14 protein-coding genes are annotated in these 15,406 nt (G+C 60.3%); 8 read left to right on the forward strand and 6 right to left on the reverse strand.

Annotated features, from left to right (window positions below; all coding sequences use genetic code 11):
• Positions 1-114: 114 nt before the first annotated feature.
• Entirely contained in the window at positions 115-1,749 is a 1,635-nt protein-coding gene (locus LIS66_RS13370; RefSeq protein ID WP_064362263.1) for a methyl-accepting chemotaxis protein, read from the reverse strand.
• Between the two features lie 305 nt (positions 1,750-2,054).
• On the opposite strand from LIS66_RS13370, the gene LIS66_RS13375 reads away from it, so the two are divergent.
• Both LIS66_RS13375 and LIS66_RS13380 read left to right on the forward strand, forming a co-directional pair.
• Positions 2,055-2,885 carry an undecaprenyl-diphosphate phosphatase gene (locus LIS66_RS13375; RefSeq protein ID WP_227972303.1) on the forward strand — a complete coding sequence of 277 codons (831 nt, stop codon included), beginning with the start codon at positions 2,055-2,057 and terminating at the stop codon, positions 2,883-2,885.
• Entirely contained in the window at positions 2,882-3,310 is a 429-nt protein-coding gene (locus LIS66_RS13380) for a DUF1294 domain-containing protein (protein WP_116658250.1), read from the forward strand. Before LIS66_RS13375 ends, LIS66_RS13380 begins: the two co-directional genes overlap by 4 nt.
• 117 nt (positions 3,311-3,427) lie before the next feature.
• On the opposite strand, the gene LIS66_RS13385 is transcribed toward LIS66_RS13380, so the two are convergent.
• Positions 3,428-3,787, reverse strand: coding sequence for an MmcQ/YjbR family DNA-binding protein (locus tag LIS66_RS13385; RefSeq protein WP_227972304.1), 360 nt, complete (start codon positions 3,785-3,787; stop codon positions 3,428-3,430).
• Positions 3,784-4,692, reverse strand: coding sequence for a LysR substrate-binding domain-containing protein (locus LIS66_RS13390; RefSeq protein WP_227972305.1), 909 nt, complete (start codon positions 4,690-4,692; stop codon positions 3,784-3,786). The genes LIS66_RS13385 and LIS66_RS13390 overlap by 4 nt, the downstream gene beginning before the upstream one ends.
• A gap of 126 nt (positions 4,693-4,818) precedes the next feature.
• Between LIS66_RS13390 and LIS66_RS13395 the strand changes: the two genes are divergently transcribed.
• Both LIS66_RS13395 and LIS66_RS13400 read left to right on the forward strand, forming a co-directional pair.
• Positions 4,819-5,430: an FMN-dependent NADH-azoreductase gene (locus tag LIS66_RS13395; RefSeq protein WP_227972306.1), complete on the forward strand. Its 612-nt coding sequence runs from the start codon at positions 4,819-4,821 to the stop codon at positions 5,428-5,430.
• 168 nt (positions 5,431-5,598) lie between these two features.
• Positions 5,599-6,636: an alpha/beta hydrolase family protein gene (locus LIS66_RS13400; RefSeq protein WP_116659248.1), complete on the forward strand. Its 1,038-nt coding sequence runs from the start codon at positions 5,599-5,601 to the stop codon at positions 6,634-6,636.
• Between the two features lie 130 nt (positions 6,637-6,766).
• Here LIS66_RS13400 and LIS66_RS13405 read toward each other — a convergent pair whose 3' ends face one another.
• Positions 6,767-7,954, reverse strand: a complete 1,188-nt coding sequence (locus LIS66_RS13405) for an MFS transporter (protein WP_227972307.1) — start codon at positions 7,952-7,954, stop codon at positions 6,767-6,769.
• Between the two features lie 305 nt (positions 7,955-8,259).
• A complete protein-coding gene (locus LIS66_RS13410; protein WP_016774693.1) occupies positions 8,260-9,846 on the reverse strand; it encodes an ABC-F family ATPase in 1,587 nt (528 codons plus the stop codon).
• Positions 9,847-10,220: 374 nt separating this feature from the next.
• Between LIS66_RS13410 and LIS66_RS13415 the strand changes: the two genes are divergently transcribed.
• The 4 genes from LIS66_RS13415 (at position 10,221) to LIS66_RS13430 (ending at position 14,829) form a co-directional block, all read left to right on the forward strand.
• Positions 10,221-11,447: a zinc-dependent alcohol dehydrogenase gene (locus LIS66_RS13415; protein ID WP_064362466.1), complete on the forward strand. Its 1,227-nt coding sequence runs from the start codon at positions 10,221-10,223 to the stop codon at positions 11,445-11,447.
• A gap of 15 nt (positions 11,448-11,462) precedes the next feature.
• The gene (locus tag LIS66_RS13420; protein WP_042609922.1) at positions 11,463-12,392 is read left to right on the forward strand and encodes a ZIP family metal transporter; all 930 of its coding nucleotides are present in this window, start codon (positions 11,463-11,465) and stop codon (positions 12,390-12,392) included.
• A 110-nt stretch (positions 12,393-12,502) separates the two neighbouring features.
• On the forward strand, positions 12,503-13,870 hold the full coding sequence (locus LIS66_RS13425; protein WP_227972308.1) for an iron-containing redox enzyme family protein: 1,368 nt from the start codon (positions 12,503-12,505) through the stop codon (positions 13,868-13,870).
• 14 nt (positions 13,871-13,884) lie between these two features.
• Positions 13,885-14,829: a methyltransferase gene (locus LIS66_RS13430; RefSeq protein WP_042609923.1), complete on the forward strand. Its 945-nt coding sequence runs from the start codon at positions 13,885-13,887 to the stop codon at positions 14,827-14,829.
• 32 nt (positions 14,830-14,861) lie between these two features.
• Here the strand turns inward: LIS66_RS13430 and LIS66_RS13435 are convergent, their stop codons facing one another.
• Entirely contained in the window at positions 14,862-15,296 is a 435-nt protein-coding gene (locus LIS66_RS13435; RefSeq protein WP_042609924.1) for a hypothetical protein, read from the reverse strand.
• Positions 15,297-15,406: the final 110 nt, after the last annotated feature.

Raw genomic sequence — 15,406 nt, forward strand, 5'->3', positions numbered from 1 at the left:
GAATCCATAATCGACTCGATTGTTCACGTCGATGTATGACGCCAGACACCTCGGTCGGCTCCCTCTCCTCGGGGAGAGGGCTGGGGTGAGGGGTGGGCTCACCTCGGTGATCGGTCAGACCCGGAACTGGCGCAGCAACCCGTTGAGCTGTTCGCTCAGTTGCCCAAGGCGCAGGCTGGCCGCGCTCGACTGCTCAGCCGCTAACGCGGTGCTATGCGAAAGCCCGGCCGCCTGGGTGACGTTCTGGTTGATGTCCTCAACCACATGGGCCTGTTGCAACGTGGCGCTGGCGATTGAGGCATTCAGTCCGTTCAGATTGCGCAACGCCTGGCCAATTGCATTGAGGCTGGCCCCGGCCAGTCCCGCCTGTTCAATGGTCAGTTGCGATGCCTTGCTGCTGTCGCCGATCACCTTCACCGCAGCCTCCGAGTGGTTCTGCAGGCGCTCGATCATCGACTGAATCTCCGCCGTCGACTTCTGCGTACGCTGGGCCAGCAAGCGCACCTCATCGGCCACCACGGCAAACCCGCGACCTTGCTCACCCGCACGCGCCGCTTCAATTGCCGCGTTGAGTGCCAAGAGGTTGGTCTGCTCGGCAATCGAGCGAATCACTTCCAGGACGCTGCCAATCTGTGTGCTCTCGGCCGCCAGCGTGCGGATCACTTCCACCGCCTGATCGATCGTGCCCGAGAGCTTGTCGATCTGTTGCAGGCTGCCATCAATGTTGATCTGGCCCTGTTGTGCCTGCGCTTCGGCATCGCGCATTTCTGCGGCGGCGTGTTCGGCGTTTTTCGCCACGTCCTGCACGCCGTAGGTGACTTCGTTGATCGCCGTCGCCACCAGCTCCATCTGCTGCGATTGCTGCTGACTGCGCTGCTGTGCCTGCGAGGCATCGTTGCCCAGTTCACTGGAAGACTGGCCCAGAGCGCTGGCCGACACCTGCAAGTCACCAATCACCCGGCGCAACTTGGCCGTGAAGGCATTGAAGTGATGGGCCAGCTCGGTGACCTCATCCTTGCCATGGGTATCGAGGCTGCGCGTCAGGTCGCTTTCGCCACTGGCAATGTTGGCCATGGCGTTCACGGTTTCCTGCAACGGACGGACAATGCTGCGGGCAATCAGTATCACCAGCAGCGCCATGATCAGCGCAATCGCCAGACCGATCACCGAAGCCTTGATCATCTGCTCCTGGAATTCGGCCTGGACATCGTCGACGTACACACCGGAACCGATCACCCAGCCCCAGGGTTCGAACAGCTTCACGTACGAAGTCTTCGCCACCGGATCAGTCGCGCCCGGCTTCGGCCAGCGGTAATTGACCATGCCCGCGCCTTTGGCCTTGGCGATGGCAACCATTTCGTTGAACACCGCAAAGCCGTCCGGGTCGCGGATCGCCGAGAGGTTCTGGCCTTCGAGTTTGGGGTTGGTCGGGTGCATGACCATCACAGGCGTGAGGTCGTTGATCCAGAAGTAATCGTTCTGGTCATAGCGCAAACCACGGATCGCGGTCAGCGCCTGCTTTTGCGCCGCGTCCCTGGTCAGGGTGCCGGCGGTCTCCAGCCCTTGGTAATACGTGAGCAGGCCGCTGGCTGTCTGCACCACATGCTGGGTTTTCTGCGCCTTGGCGTGGTAGAGGTCGTCGTGGATCTGCTTGAGCATCAGCACGCCCAAGGTCAGCAACATGACCACCGCCACAATCAAGATGAGCCACAAGCGTCGGCTGATCGACACACTGCGCAAGCTGTTCATAACGCTGTCACTCCGGATTCTTGTTCTTGTAATAAACGATCGCCAGCATCCAGCCACAGCTGAGTGCTCGGGACTGCGCCAGGCAAGACAGCCAACGCGCAGAGCGCTATTGAGGCTTGTCTGTTAGGATTTCGGCCCCGCGCGCGAAAACCTGAATCCGGTTTTGAAATTTCACGGAATTTTTACCGTTTCGTGTGGATCCTGTGCGCGCGGAATCGGTACAGCTTTTACCGGCTACGCTGAACGCAGTGAACGCTAAAAATACTATCGGGGCATGCCGGCGCGCATCGCTCTCTGGGGGATTGATGGATCTTTGGACTGCCTTGCAGGCACTGATACTAGGAGTTGTAGAAGGGCTGACGGAGTTTTTGCCCATTTCGAGTACCGGACACCAGATCATCGTCGCCGACTTGCTGAACTTCGGCGGCGAGCGGGCCATGGCGTTCAACATCATTATTCAGCTCGGCGCGATCCTCGCGGTGGTCTGGGAGTTTCGCCGCAAGATTCTCGACGTGGTGATCGGCCTGCCAACCCAGCCGAGCGCACGGCGTTTTACCGTCAACCTGCTGATCGCGTTTTTGCCGGCGGTGGTGTTGGGGGTGATCTTTGCCGACCTGATCCACGAATACCTGTTCAACCCGATTACCGTGGCTGCTGCGCTGGTGATCGGCGGGATCGTCATGCTGTGGGCCGAACAGCGCCAGCATGAAGTGCACGCTGAAACCGTCGACGAGATCCGCTGGACCGATGCCCTGAAAATCGGTTTCGCACAGTGCCTGGCAATGATTCCCGGCACCTCGCGCTCCGGCTCGACAATCATTGGTGGCTTGCTGTTCGGCCTGTCGCGCAAGACCGCCACGGAATTTTCGTTCTTCCTCGCCATGCCCACCATGGTCGGTGCGGCGGTGTACTCGGGCTATAAATACCTCGACCTGTTTGTGCCGGCGGATTTCCCGGTGTTCGCGATTGGTTTCGTCACGGCATTTATCTTCGCCATGATCGCCGTGCGCGGTTTGCTCAAGTTCATCGGCAGCCACAGCTATGCGGCGTTCGCCTGGTACCGGATTGCGTTCGGCCTGTTCATTCTGGCGACCTGGCAGTTCGGCTGGGTGGACTGGTCGGCGGCCAAGCCATGAACGATTCGCGCGCGCACCGCCCGCAAGGACGGCCTTCGGGCGGGCGCCTTCAGCAGGTGAAGTTGAAGCTGGTGGTGCTGCTGATCGTCTGCGCGCTGCCGCTGTTCGGCTCGCTGTCGATGTGGCTCAGCGGCATCTCGCGGCTGCCGTTGGCGGCTTACGGGATTGTCAGTGTGCTCGCGTTCTTTCTGTACTGGGCCGACAAGCGCAAGGCCCGCGCCGATGCCTGGCGCACGCCGGAAAACATCCTGCATGCGGTGGAACTGGCCGGCGGCTGGCCGGGTGCATTGATCGCGCAGCAGGTATTCCGGCACAAGACGCGCAAGGTGTCGTTCCAGATTCTGTTCTGGGTGATCGTGCTGCTGCACCAGGTGTTCTGGATTGACCAGATTTTCCTCGGTTCCAACCTGTTGTCTTTGATCTAAAGAACACACTTACCCCTGTAGGAGTGAGCCTGCTCGCGATAGCGTCTTTTCAATCAACAAGGATGTCGACTGATACACCGCTATCGCGAGCAGGCTCACTCCTACATGAGACCGGGATTACAGCAGCAGGCCGATTTGAGTCTTTTTGGGCAACTTGCTCACCACCAGTTGATGCGATCGCTGCAACAGCCCCTGCAATTCCTCCGCACCCAGCGGGTAGGGCGGATGCATGATGATCCACTGCGCCCGCGCCAGATACGGCGCCGGATGAATCCCCGGCCGATCGCAATGGCCGAGAAACAGATCCTTGTCGACCTTGAACGCCAGCGAATCGCCGCGTAATCCCTGTAAAGCGAACATCTTGTTGCCGGCAATCGAAAACACCCGCACGCTGCCCCATTTGTAGTCTTCGCGAGCACCGGGCAGCGCCAGACAAAATCCGGCAACCTCGGCTTCGCTCATTTTTCCCTGTTTCATAGCAACCGCTCCCCGCAGGCATTGAACGACTCGACCAGATGATCGATCCATGCGCGCACCGCTGGCATCACCCCGCGCCGATGCGGATACACCGCTTGCAGCCAGCCGCCAGGCAGTGACCATTCCGGCAGCACCTGCACCAGCGTGCCGTTACGCAATTCGGTCTCGCAGAACATCATCGGCAACACGGTAAAACCCTGACCGGCGAGGACGCAGGCCTTGCGCACTACGAAGTCATCGATACCCAGCCGCGCTTCCATGCTCAGATCGACACTTTTACCTTGCTGATCGAGCAGGCGCACATGAACCATGCGGTCGGCTTCCAGCGCGCCGAGCACCGGCAGGTTCTTCAAATCCTGGGGATGATTGATGGTCTTGCCCTGCATGAACGCCGGGCTGGCTATGACCACCGCCTGGGCCTGACGCAAGCGTCGGGTGACCAGCAACGGATCTTCATCGCCGTGATCGCGCACCCGCAAAGCGACATCGATGCCTTCAGTGACCAGATCCACACGGCGGTTGAGCAGCACGACTTCCAACTGCACCTGCGGAAACTTGCCGAGAAAATCGCTGATCACCGTCGGCAGCATTTCATGGGCAAGCCCGGTCGGGCACGACACCCGCAGCCGACCGCGTGGCTCGCTGGACATACTCGCCACGGCCTCGTCAGCCATCTCCGCTTCAAGCAACATCGCTTGGCAGTGGCGCAAATAGCGTTCGCCAACAGCGGTGAGATTCAATTGTCGCGTAGTCCGCTGCAGCAGACGCGCGCCGAGGCGTTCTTCCAGTTCGGCAATTCTTCTGGAGAGCCGTGACTTGGGAATACCGAGCAGTCGCCCGGCGGCGGCGAATCCGCCAGCCTCGACCACTTTGGCGAAATAGTAAAGATCGTTGAGGTCCTGCATGCGCGTTTCCAGTCGTTCTATCAATGGGACGAACTATCGCATTGTCGGCGACTAATCAGCTATTGGTTTGTTGCGTAGGATTGTCTCCATTCCGTCGCCGCCGGCGATTCTTTCAGGAGAACCCACATGAAACTGTTGCACATCGATTCGAGCATTCTCGGCGACAACTCGGCTTCCCGTCAGTTGAGCCGTCAAGTCGTCGACGCCTGGCAAGCCGCCGAGCCGAGCGCCGTGGTCACCTATCGCGACCTGGCTGCCGACGCGATCAGCCACTTCTCGTCGACCACGCTGGTCGCCGCCGGTACTACCGCAGAGCTGCGCGACGCTGTGCAACAGCACGAAGCCGAGTTGAGCGCTTCGACCCTGGCCGAGTTCATCGCTGCCGACGCCGTGGTGATTGCCGCGCCGATGTACAACTTCACCATCCCGACCCAGCTCAAGGCGTGGATCGACCGCGTTGCCGTCGCCGGCCAGACTTTCCGCTACACCGAAGCCGGCCCGGAAGGCCTGTGCGGTGGCAAGAAAGTTCTGATCGTGTCGACCTCCGGCGGCATCCATGCCGGTCAGGCCAGCGGCATCGCTCACGAAGAATATCTGAAGCTGGTACTGGGTTTCCTCGGCATCACCGATATCGAAATCGTCCGCGCTGAAGGCCTGGCCTATGGCGAAGAAGTGCGCAACAACGCCATTAGCGCTGCGCAAGCGAAGATCAGCGAGCAACTGTTTGCCGCCGCGTAAGGCTTGCATAAAGAACAGCTGATGTTCAGGTAATACCCAAAAAACTCTGTATTCTGGTTCCGCAAGGGCCGAGTACGGGGTTTTTTGTTTCTGGCTGTTACATAATCTGGCCCGGGTTATGCAGTTTCAGCACATCCGACGATGGAGTCCGACAGGGTGGGGGCATTCATGAAGCATCTTTGTGCAATGTTGCTGATTTGCCTGCTGGGCAGCCTGAATTCAGTGCAGGCCGCGCCGGGGCGGCATCCTGTCTGGAGTGTCGGCTATCACGAGATGACCTTTCTCGACCCGCTCGATCTGCAACCGATGCGCGCCATCGCTTTTTACCCGTCCAGTGACCGCGAGCACCTGAGTTTGCTCGAGGGCTACCCGGTGGAAGCCGGGGAAGACACCAAAGTCGCCATCGGCCGCTTTCCCATGTTGATGCTCTCCCACGGCAACACCGGCACGCCGCTGGCCTTGCATGATCTGGCGACGTCGCTGGCGCGCAAAGGCTTTGTGGTGGTGGCGGTGATTCACCCCGGCGACAACTGGCGCGACCATAGCCGTCTTGGCACGTTGAGCAACCTTTATGGCCGTCCGATTCAAATCTCCCAGGCGATCACCGCAACCCTTGGCGACCGCATGCTGGCGCCGTTCGTCAATGCTGATCAGGTCGGCGTCATCGGTTATTCGGCGGGTGGCGAGACCGCGTTGATTCTGTCCGGGGCGCAACCGGATCTCGATCGCCTGCGCCGCTATTGCCAGGAACGTCCGGACGATCACGATGCCTGCAACACTCAGGGCGAGTTGATTGTCGATCGCGATGACTTGCAACCGGTGGCCGATCCACGGGTTCACGCCTTGTTGCTGATGGCGCCGCTGAGCCTGAAATTCGGCCGCCATACCCTCGCCGACGTGCACGTGCCAGTGCTGCTCTACAGCGGCGACGGCGACAAACTGGTGGCCTTCGATAAAAACGCCGCCGCCCTGGCGCGCAAACTGCCCACCGCGCCGGACTTCAAGCTGCTGGCCGGGGCAGGGCACTTCGTGTTCATGGCGCCGTGCACCGAAGAGCAGATCCGCGCCATGCCGGCGTTGTGTACCGACGCTGACGGAGTCGATCGCGAGGATATTCACCGCAACCTGATCTCGGAGGCCGGACGGTTTTTTGCCCATGCGCTGGCGAAAACAACCCGAGCGGGGATGCAGACGGCGGATCAATAACTTCATCACCGCCACCAATTCCTGTAGGAGCTGACGAGTGCAACGAGGCTGCGATCTCTTGATCTTCAAAGCAAAATCAAAAGATCGCAGCCTCGTTGCACTCGTCAGCTCCTACAAGGGGTTCGGTGTTTCATGAGGTCGTGCGGCGCTTGAGGAGCAGGGTCAGGCCCAACCCGGTCACCGACAACAGCGCCGCGCTGAAGAAAATCCACGAATAGCCCAGATTCAATGCCACCGCGCCCATCAGTGGCCCGGCGATCGCCAGGGCCAGATCGAAAAACACCGCATAAGCTCCGAGTCCCGACCCACGACTGGAACTCGGCACCTGCTTGATCGCTTCAACCCCCAGCGCCGGGTACACCAACGACAGCCCGAACCCCGCCAGCCCGGCACCGATCAGTGCGTAGGCAGTGGAGGGCGCCAGCCACAACATCACCAGCCCGACGGTTTCCACTGTCATGCAGACGATGGCCGAGGCGAACCCGCCAAACCGGGCGATCGCGGAGATGAACAACAGTCGCGACAAAATGAAACACACGCCGAACACCGTCAGGCAGTACGCCGCGCCAGTCCAGCCGCGGTTGAGGTAATACAACGTGATGAAGGTGGTCAGCGTGCCGTAGCCGATCGACGCGAGGGTCAGGCTGGTGCCGTACGGCGCAATCTTGCCGAACACGGCCCAGAACGACAGACGCTCACCACGAATCACCGGCACCGAAGGCTTGTTGCGGATCAACCATAACGCACCCGCGGCCAACGCCGACAGCGCGATACCCAGGCTGACAAAGCCATATTCAGCAACCATCACCACGCCCAGCGGCGCGCCGATGGCAATCGCGCCATAGGAAGCGATGCCGTTCCAGCCGATGGATTTGGCTGTGTGCTCGACACCGACCTGGCCCATGCACCAACTGATGGTGCCGACACCGATCAAGCCTTGAGCGATACCCAGCAGCAGGCGCCCGGCGATCAGGATCAACAGGCTGGTCAGCGGAAAACTCTGCAGCAAGGTCGACAGCAACGTCAGCGCGCCGCTGAGGACAATCCCCCACAAGCCATAAGTGATCGCCCGCTTGGTGCCGAGGGTGTCCGACATGCGCCCGGCCATCGGCCGGCTGAGCAGGGTGGCCAGGTACTGCGAGCCGATCACCAGGCCGGCAATGATCGCGCTGAAACCCAGTTGCTCGTGGACATAACCTGGCAGTACCGCAATCGGCAAGCCGATGCAGAGAAAGGCAATGAAGGTGTAGAAAACGATGGAGACGATCTGCAGGGTGATCGCCAGGGAGCTTTGCGGTGGCAGTGGCTGCGCAGACATGAGCACTCGTTCGCGGGCGGCGGTGGGAGAGTTGCCGACATCATGGCGCGGGGCTGGGATAAAAGAAAGCAGGCTAACGATCAAAACATCGCAGCCTTCGGCAGCTCCTGCAGGGATTGATGGCGCGGCTGATTACCTCATCGCGAGCAGGCTCACTCCTACAGGGGAATGCATTCCAAATGTAGGAGTGAGCCTGCTCGCGATGGAGTCAGCACCGGCGAAAATATTTTGATCACATAAAAAAAGCCCTGTCACATGGACAGGGCTTTTACTTGCAGCTTGCCGCTTGAAACTCGCAGCTGCCGTTAAAACACAACACCCTGGCTACGCAGGTAATCGTCATAGGTGCCGCTGAAGTCGGTCACGCCGTTCGGGCTCAGCTCGATGATGCGGGTGGCCAGGGACGATACGAACTCACGGTCGTGGCTGACGAAAATCAGCGTGCCCGGGTAGTTTTCCAGCGCCAGGTTCAGCGCTTCGATCGATTCCATGTCCAGGTGGTTGGTCGGTTCGTCCATGATCAGCACGTTCGGCTTTTGCAGGATCAGCTTGCCGAACAGCATGCGACCCTGCTCACCACCGGAGATGACCTTGACCGACTTGAGGATCTCGTCGTTGGAGAACAGCATGCGGCCCAGGGTGCCACGAATCATCTGCTCGCCCTGAGTCCACTGACCCATCCAGTCGAACAGCGTGACGTCGTCTTCGAAGTCGTGAGCGTGATCCTGAGCGTAGTAGCCCAGCTCAGCGGCGTCGGTCCATTTCACGCTACCGGCATCCGGGGTCAGTTCGTTGACCAGGGTGCGCAGCAGGGTGGTCTTGCCGATACCGTTCGGGCCGATGATCGCAACACGCTCGCCGGCTTCAACCTGGAAGCTGAAGTCCTTGAACAGTGGCTTGCCATCGAAACCCTTGGCCATTTTCTCGACCATGACCGCCTGACGGTGCAGCTTCTTGTTCTGTTCGAAACGAATGAACGGGCTGACGCGGCTGGAAGGCTTGACCTCGGCCAGCTGGATCTTGTCGATCGCCTTGGCGCGGGAGGTGGCCTGCTTGGCTTTCGAGGCGTTGGCCGAGAAGCGGCTGACGAACGATTGCAGTTCGGAAATCTGCGCTTTCTTCTTGGCGTTGTCCGACAGCAACTGCTCGCGGGACTGGGTCGCCACGGTCATGTACTCGTCGTAGTTGCCCGGGAACAGGCGCAGCTCGCCGTAATCCAGGTCAGCCATGTGCGTGCACACGCTGTTCAGGAAGTGACGGTCGTGGGAGATGATGATCATCAGGCTGTTGCGCTGGGTCAGGATGTTTTCCAGCCAGCGAATGGTGTTGATGTCCAGGTGGTTGGTCGGTTCGTCGAGCAACAGCACTTCCGGATCGGAGAACAGCGCCTGCGCCAGCAATACGCGCAGTTTCCAGCCTGGGGAGACTTCGCTCATCGGGCCGAAATGCTGTTCCAGCGGAATGCCCAGACCCAGCAACAGTTCGCCGGCGCGGGATTCGGCGGTGTAGCCGTCCATTTCGGCGAATTCGGTTTCCAGCTCGGCAACGGCCATGCCGTCTTCTTCGGACATTTCCGCCAGCGAGTAGATGCGATCGCGCTCGGCCTTGACCTTCCACAGCTCTTCGTGACCCATGATCACGGTGTCGATCACGGTGAATTCTTCGTAGGCGAACTGATCCTGGCGCAGCTTACCCAGACGCACGTTCGGCTCGAGCATGACCTGACCACCGGACGGATCGAGATCGCCGCCGAGGATTTTCATGAAGGTCGACTTGCCGCAACCGTTGGCACCGATCAGGCCGTAGCGATTGCCTGCGCCGAATTTGACCGAAACGTTTTCGAACAGCGGCTTGGCGCCAAACTGCATCGTGATGTTAGCTGTGGAGATCAATTACCTTACCTATCAATGGGTTAGAGCTGGTCTGTGGTGCCTGGTACAAAATTGAGTACCAATCTGGAGCTTTTCCAGCTCCCCCCAGTCTGTGCTTGAGTTGAGCCAACGCGCATAAGCCGTCCGCAACTGGGGCCTTTGAAGGCAAGCTGCTGAGCGACGAGTACGGGGTTCTTGTTGGACATTGGCGCGCATTGTCGCATAACTCAGACGGCAGTTATATGGCAGGCAAACCGGCATCTGTGTCGGCTCTTCAGGCGGACGCGGAATATCCGCTGATCAAAATCTCGAAAACCCGAATGAACTCACTCGACCATTTTCACTTCGGAAAGTGGAGCAGCAGCCATTTCGTTCAATCGAGTGAGGACCAAGCCATGCGAGCAATGACCTATCACGGCGCTCATGATGTGCGCGTCGAAACCGTACCGGACCCGAAACTTGAAGCCGCCGACGACATCATTCTGCGCGTCACCGCGACCGCCATCTGCGGGTCGGACCTGCACCTGTACCGAGGCAAGATACCCACCGTCGAACATGGCGATATCTTCGGCCATGAGTTCATGGGCATCGTCGAAGAAACTGGTTCTGCCGTGACCGCAGTGCAGCGCGGCGACCGTGTCGTGATTCCTTTCGTGATCGCCTGTGGCGATTGTTTCTTCTGCCAGCAAGAGCTTTACGCCGCTTGCGAGACAACCAATGAAGGCCCCGGCGCGGCGCTGAACAAGAAAATGATTCCGCCACCGGCCGCGCTGTTCGGCTACAGCCGCTTGTATGGCGGGATCCCCGGCGGTCAGGCGGAACTGGTGCGCGTACCGAAAGCCAACACCGGCCCGTTCAAGGTCCCGGGCACGCTGTCGGACGAAAAAGTGCTGTTTCTCTCCGACATCCTGCCGACCGCCTGGCAAGCGGTGATCAACGCCGGCGTCGTCCAGGGTTCGAGCCTGGCGATCTACGGTGCCGGGCCGGTCGGTTTGCTGACCGCAGCCTGCGCCAGAATGCTCGGTGCGGAACAGATCTTCATGGTCGATCACCACCAGTACCGCCTCGATTATGCCCAGCGCACCTACGGCGTGATTCCGATCAACTTCGATGAGGACGACGACCCGGCCGACACCATCATCAGCCAGACTGCGGGCCATCGCGGTGTCGATGCGGTGGTCGATGCCGTCGGCCTTGAGGCCAAAGGCAGCACCACCGAAACCGTGATGGCTACACTCAAGCTCGAAGGCAGCAGCGGCAAGGCCTTGCGCCAGTGCATTGCAGCCGTGCGGCGTGGCGGTGTGGTCAGCGTTCCGGGGGTATATGCCGGGTTCATCCACGGCTTCATGTTCGGCGACGCCTTCGACAAGGGCCTGACCTTCAAAATGGGCCAGACTCACGTACAGCGCTTTCTGCCGGAGCTGCTCGGCTACATCGAAACCGGCAAGTTGCAGCCCGAAGCGATCATCACCCACAGGCTGTCGCTGGAACAGGCGGCCGAGGGTTACAAGATCTTCAATAAAAAGCAGGAAGAATGCCGCAAGGTGATTCTGACCCCGGGTGGCAGCGATGTTCCTTTGGCGCAGCTGGATGAAACCACGCCGTTCGTACCGGCTACTTGAAACTGAGGAGTTTTCATGGCGCTACCGTCATCTTCGTTCGCAGCTCCCGTGCGAGCATGGTTCGTGAACCTGTCGCGCACGGGCTGGGGAGGGCGCATTTTCTGGCTGACCCTGGTCGGGGTAACCGTGCTGCTGCTGATCAGCGGCTACACCGGTCTGGTCAGCACAGGCCGCGACACCTTGCGCCTCGCGAGCCTTGGCGGGCTGTCGGGTTTCGCCGCTACGGCAGTCGGTGCATTGCTGGCGCTGGCGTTGCGCGCGATTACTTCGCGAACCCAAGACACCATGCTCGGTTTCGCGGCAGGGATGATGTTGGCTGCCAGTTCCTTTTCACTGATTTTGCCGGGGATCGCGGCGGCGAAGGAGGCGGTAAGCAGTCCCATGCTCGCCGCCGCCGTCGTGGTAGCCGGCATGGCGTTGGGCGTTGCATTGATGGTCGGCCTCGACCGCTTCGTCCCGCACGAACATGAAAAGAGCGGGCGGCGCGGCCCTGAGGCGAAGCGCTTCAATCGGGTCTGGTTGTTTGTTCTGGCGATCACCCTGCACAACTTGCCCGAAGGCATGGCGATCGGTGTCAGCTTCGCCACTGGCGACATGAAAATCGGCCTGCCGCTGACCACTGCCATCGCCATTCAGGATATTCCCGAAGGCCTGGCGGTGGCGTTGGCGCTGCGGGTCACCGGGATTTCGGCCGGACGCGCGGCGTTGATTGCCGCCGCTTCCGGATTGATGGAACCGTTGGGCGCGATTATCGGTTTGGGCATCACCAACAGTTTCGCCTTGGGCTTTCCGGTGGCGATGGGGCTGGCAGCGGGCGCGATGATCTTCGTGGTTTCCCATGAAGTGATCCCGGAAACTCACCGCAACGGCCATGAAACCCCTGCCACGCTCGGGCTGATGCTCGGCTTCGGCGTGATGATGTTTCTCGACACCGCTTTGGGGTAGAGAAGCAGCGCAAACCGCTGAGCGAATCGTCGCGCACAAAAAAGGAATTTTTTTCAGCACCAATCACTCTTTCGTTTATAGGCAATGCCAATAACGCAGGGGAATGAGTCATGTCGCTGATCGAAATCCCGACCAGGAAGTCTTCGGGTAAAACATCCAGGCCGGCGGATACCGAGCGCCGGCTCTACGACCGATTGTTGGCAGAAGACTCCACGGCCGATCGCGCGGCGCTGGACTTTCTGCGTCGACAATTGAGCACGGCGGCTGCACTGCCTGACGACTTGCCGGGCAGCGCTGAAGAGTTGCTGCAATGGTCGGAAACCCGTTGCGCCAAAGTGGCTGGCGAATACGCGGATTACCTCGAACAACGGCAGCAGGGCGCGCCACGCCTCTATTTCCGCAACAAATCTCACGCCTTGTACTTCATTCTGCATGTAGCACCGACCAAAGAGGTCGATGGCGCCTGGCTGGCCGGGCTGCTGCCGCAGTGGCAGGATCCGCGTTTCGACGATTTGCTCGACACCTATCTGGAAGAACTGGGCGAGGGCGTGCCACGGCAGAACCATGTGGTGATCTATCGCAAACTGCTCGCCGAACATGATTGCTCGGATCTGAGTGGCCTTGCCGATGAGTATTTCTTGCAGGGCGCGGTGCAACTGGCGCTGGGGCGCTTCGGCGCGCAGTTCCTGCCGGAAGTCATCGGCTTCAACCTCGGCTACGAACAACTGCCGCTGCATTTGTTGATCACTGCGTATGAGCTGGCAGAGTTGGGCATCGACCCGCATTATTTCCGCCTGCATGTGACCATCGACAACGCCAGCACCGGCCATGCGCGCAAGGCTGTGCAATCGATGCTCGAGCTGATGCCGCTGGGTCAAGAGCGCGACGAGTTCTACCGGCGCATGGCGATCGGTTATCGCCTCAACGATGTCGGCAAGGGCACCACTGCAGTTATCAAGGAATTTGATTTGCAGCACGAAGTCATTGCCATGCTCGAGCGCAAGGCGGTATTCGGCCGGCACATGCACTCTGATTACTGCCGCATCGAAAACCGCACCATCAACCAGTGGCTGGCGACGCCGGGGCAAATGGGCGAATTCCTCGCGGCGCTGGAGCGCAAGAGCTGGATCAAACGTGGCGATGCGGTGGAAGAAAGTCGCTTCTGGCGTTTGATCGACGGCAGCGATGCGGCGATGTTCGGTGTGTTCAACGGCTATGAAAAACAGCTGATGCGCGACTGGATCACTGAGGATTGCCCGGCGTCCCGGCCTCGACCTTACGTGCGCCGCGAGGCCGCCGTGGAAGAAACCTTTGACGACGATGCCGATCTGCTCAACCTCGAGGCCGCGCTGGCCGACAAGCCTTCCACCGAGCAAATGGAGATTTTGCTGCCGTGGCTGCAACCCCAGCGGCATTGGCGTCCGGCCGGACTTTTCGCGACGCGTCGCTTCATGCAACTGCGCGCCCGCTTGCGTTGAAACAAGGAGCTTTCATGTCGGCACAAGAAACATCGGACAGAGCGCTGTTCGAGCTGGGCAAACGCCTGCTCGACAGCGGTTATCACTTCATCACCCCGACGCCGTTGACCCACGAACGTTTTCTGCAGCGTTTCGCCACACCGCTGGCGAAGGATCTGCGCGATGTGTTCGGCTGGTCCATGCCGTTTCCTGCCGAGCTTTTCAAGGCAGACGAACTGGCAAGCCTGGAGCAGTCCGGCGTAGTCGCACGCGATGGCGCCGTATGGCGCAGCCAGGTGCGCTGGTCGACGCTCAATGACCGGTTATTTGCCCACTCGGCGTTTCCGACGACGGCGAGCGATGCAGTGTTCTTCGGCCCGGACACGTATCGCTTCGCCCAGGCCATCGAAGCGCAATTGCAGCAACGGTTTTCGCCGATCAGGCGCGCGGTGGATATCGGCTGCGGGAGTGGCGCCGGGGCGGTGCTCATCGCCAAGGCGCGGCCGGATGCCCAAGTGGTGGCGGTCGATATCAACCCGCAGGCGCTGCGCCTGAGTGCGGTCAACGCCGAGCTGGCCGGAGCCAGCAATGTGTCGGTGTATCACAGTGATCTGCTCGCCAGCGTCGAAGGCCAGTTCGACTTGATCATCGCCAATCCGCCGTACATGAACGACCAGCAACAGCGCGCCTATCGTCACGGCGGCGGGGCGCTGGGTGAGGGTTTGTCGGTGCGCATCGTGCGCGAGGCGTTGCCGCGTCTGGAAGTCGGCGGCACGTTGCTGGTGTATACCGGCGTGGCGATTGTTGCCGGTAAGGATCCGTTCCGCGAGGCGGTTGCGCCGCTGCTCAAGGGCGAGCGTTTCGGCTGGACTTATCGCGAGCTCGATCCGGATGTGTTCAGCGAGGAATTGCTCAAGCCTGAATATGAGTGCGCCGAGCGCATCGCCGTGGTCGCGCTGACGGTAACCCGCGAGCAGTGACCGACAGAGGGGCCACTGCTCGCGCGGTGGCCTTATCGATTTCTGATGCGTGAGAGTGTCAGCAGGCAAACCCCTACCAGCATCGCAGCCCCGGCTACCAGCAGCGGAGAAGGGCGAATTGGCTGCCGCGAAATTCGCTCGACACGCCCGGCGAGGGATGCGCGCACCGGCGCAGCAGCTTCCGCTAGATAGGGTAATTCCTCGATTTCCAGGCGTAAGCCGTCCGGCATTACCAACGTCAGCCCCTCGATCGTGCCGGCAACCCTGTCCGGATAAACCGGCTCACCGGTCGGGTCGAGCTGGTCGTAGAAGAACGTCTGCCCTTCAAGCCAGCCGACGGCGGTCTGCAATTCAGGTCCCAGGTAATACTTTCCATCGAGAAAAAAGCCAGAGAATTGCGGCGCGCGCTCGACGCTCTCAATGCGATAGCGCTGACCTGGTTTCATACCGGTTTCTGGGGCGATCATGGGGGTTCCTCCATTATTGGTAAGCGATAGAGGAGCGCGCGCGAAGCGTGGTTCCATCGAAATGAGCAACGGCCGTTTCGCCCGCTTTTGCAGTCGCGCCGGCATTACCC

Origin of the sequence: Pseudomonas sp. HN2, from assembly GCF_020736465.1 — a bacterium.
In the GTDB taxonomy this organism is placed as follows: domain Bacteria; phylum Pseudomonadota; class Gammaproteobacteria; order Pseudomonadales; family Pseudomonadaceae; genus Aquipseudomonas; species Aquipseudomonas moraviensis_A.

Bases quoted from the DNA above. Each gene is read 5' to 3' on its own strand.
- LIS66_RS13370 (WP_064362263.1), bottom strand. From the start codon at position 1,749: ATGAACAGCTTGCGCAGTGTGTCGATCAGCCGACGCTTGTGGCTCATC.
- LIS66_RS13375 (WP_227972303.1), top strand. From the start codon at position 2,055: ATGGATCTTTGGACTGCCTTGCAGGCACTGATACTAGGAGTTGTAGAA.
- LIS66_RS13380 (WP_116658250.1), top strand. From the start codon at position 2,882: ATGAACGATTCGCGCGCGCACCGCCCGCAAGGACGGCCTTCGGGCGGG.
- LIS66_RS13385 (WP_227972304.1), bottom strand. From the start codon at position 3,787: ATGAAACAGGGAAAAATGAGCGAAGCCGAGGTTGCCGGATTTTGTCTG.
- LIS66_RS13390 (WP_227972305.1), bottom strand. From the start codon at position 4,692: ATGCAGGACCTCAACGATCTTTACTATTTCGCCAAAGTGGTCGAGGCT.
- LIS66_RS13395 (WP_227972306.1), top strand. From the start codon at position 4,819: ATGAAACTGTTGCACATCGATTCGAGCATTCTCGGCGACAACTCGGCT.
- LIS66_RS13400 (WP_116659248.1), top strand. From the start codon at position 5,599: ATGAAGCATCTTTGTGCAATGTTGCTGATTTGCCTGCTGGGCAGCCTG.
- LIS66_RS13405 (WP_227972307.1), bottom strand. From the start codon at position 7,954: ATGTCTGCGCAGCCACTGCCACCGCAAAGCTCCCTGGCGATCACCCTG.
- LIS66_RS13415 (WP_064362466.1), top strand. From the start codon at position 10,221: ATGCGAGCAATGACCTATCACGGCGCTCATGATGTGCGCGTCGAAACC.
- LIS66_RS13420 (WP_042609922.1), top strand. From the start codon at position 11,463: ATGGCGCTACCGTCATCTTCGTTCGCAGCTCCCGTGCGAGCATGGTTC.
- LIS66_RS13425 (WP_227972308.1), top strand. From the start codon at position 12,503: ATGTCGCTGATCGAAATCCCGACCAGGAAGTCTTCGGGTAAAACATCC.
- LIS66_RS13430 (WP_042609923.1), top strand. From the start codon at position 13,885: ATGTCGGCACAAGAAACATCGGACAGAGCGCTGTTCGAGCTGGGCAAA.
- LIS66_RS13435 (WP_042609924.1), bottom strand. From the start codon at position 15,296: ATGATCGCCCCAGAAACCGGTATGAAACCAGGTCAGCGCTATCGCATT.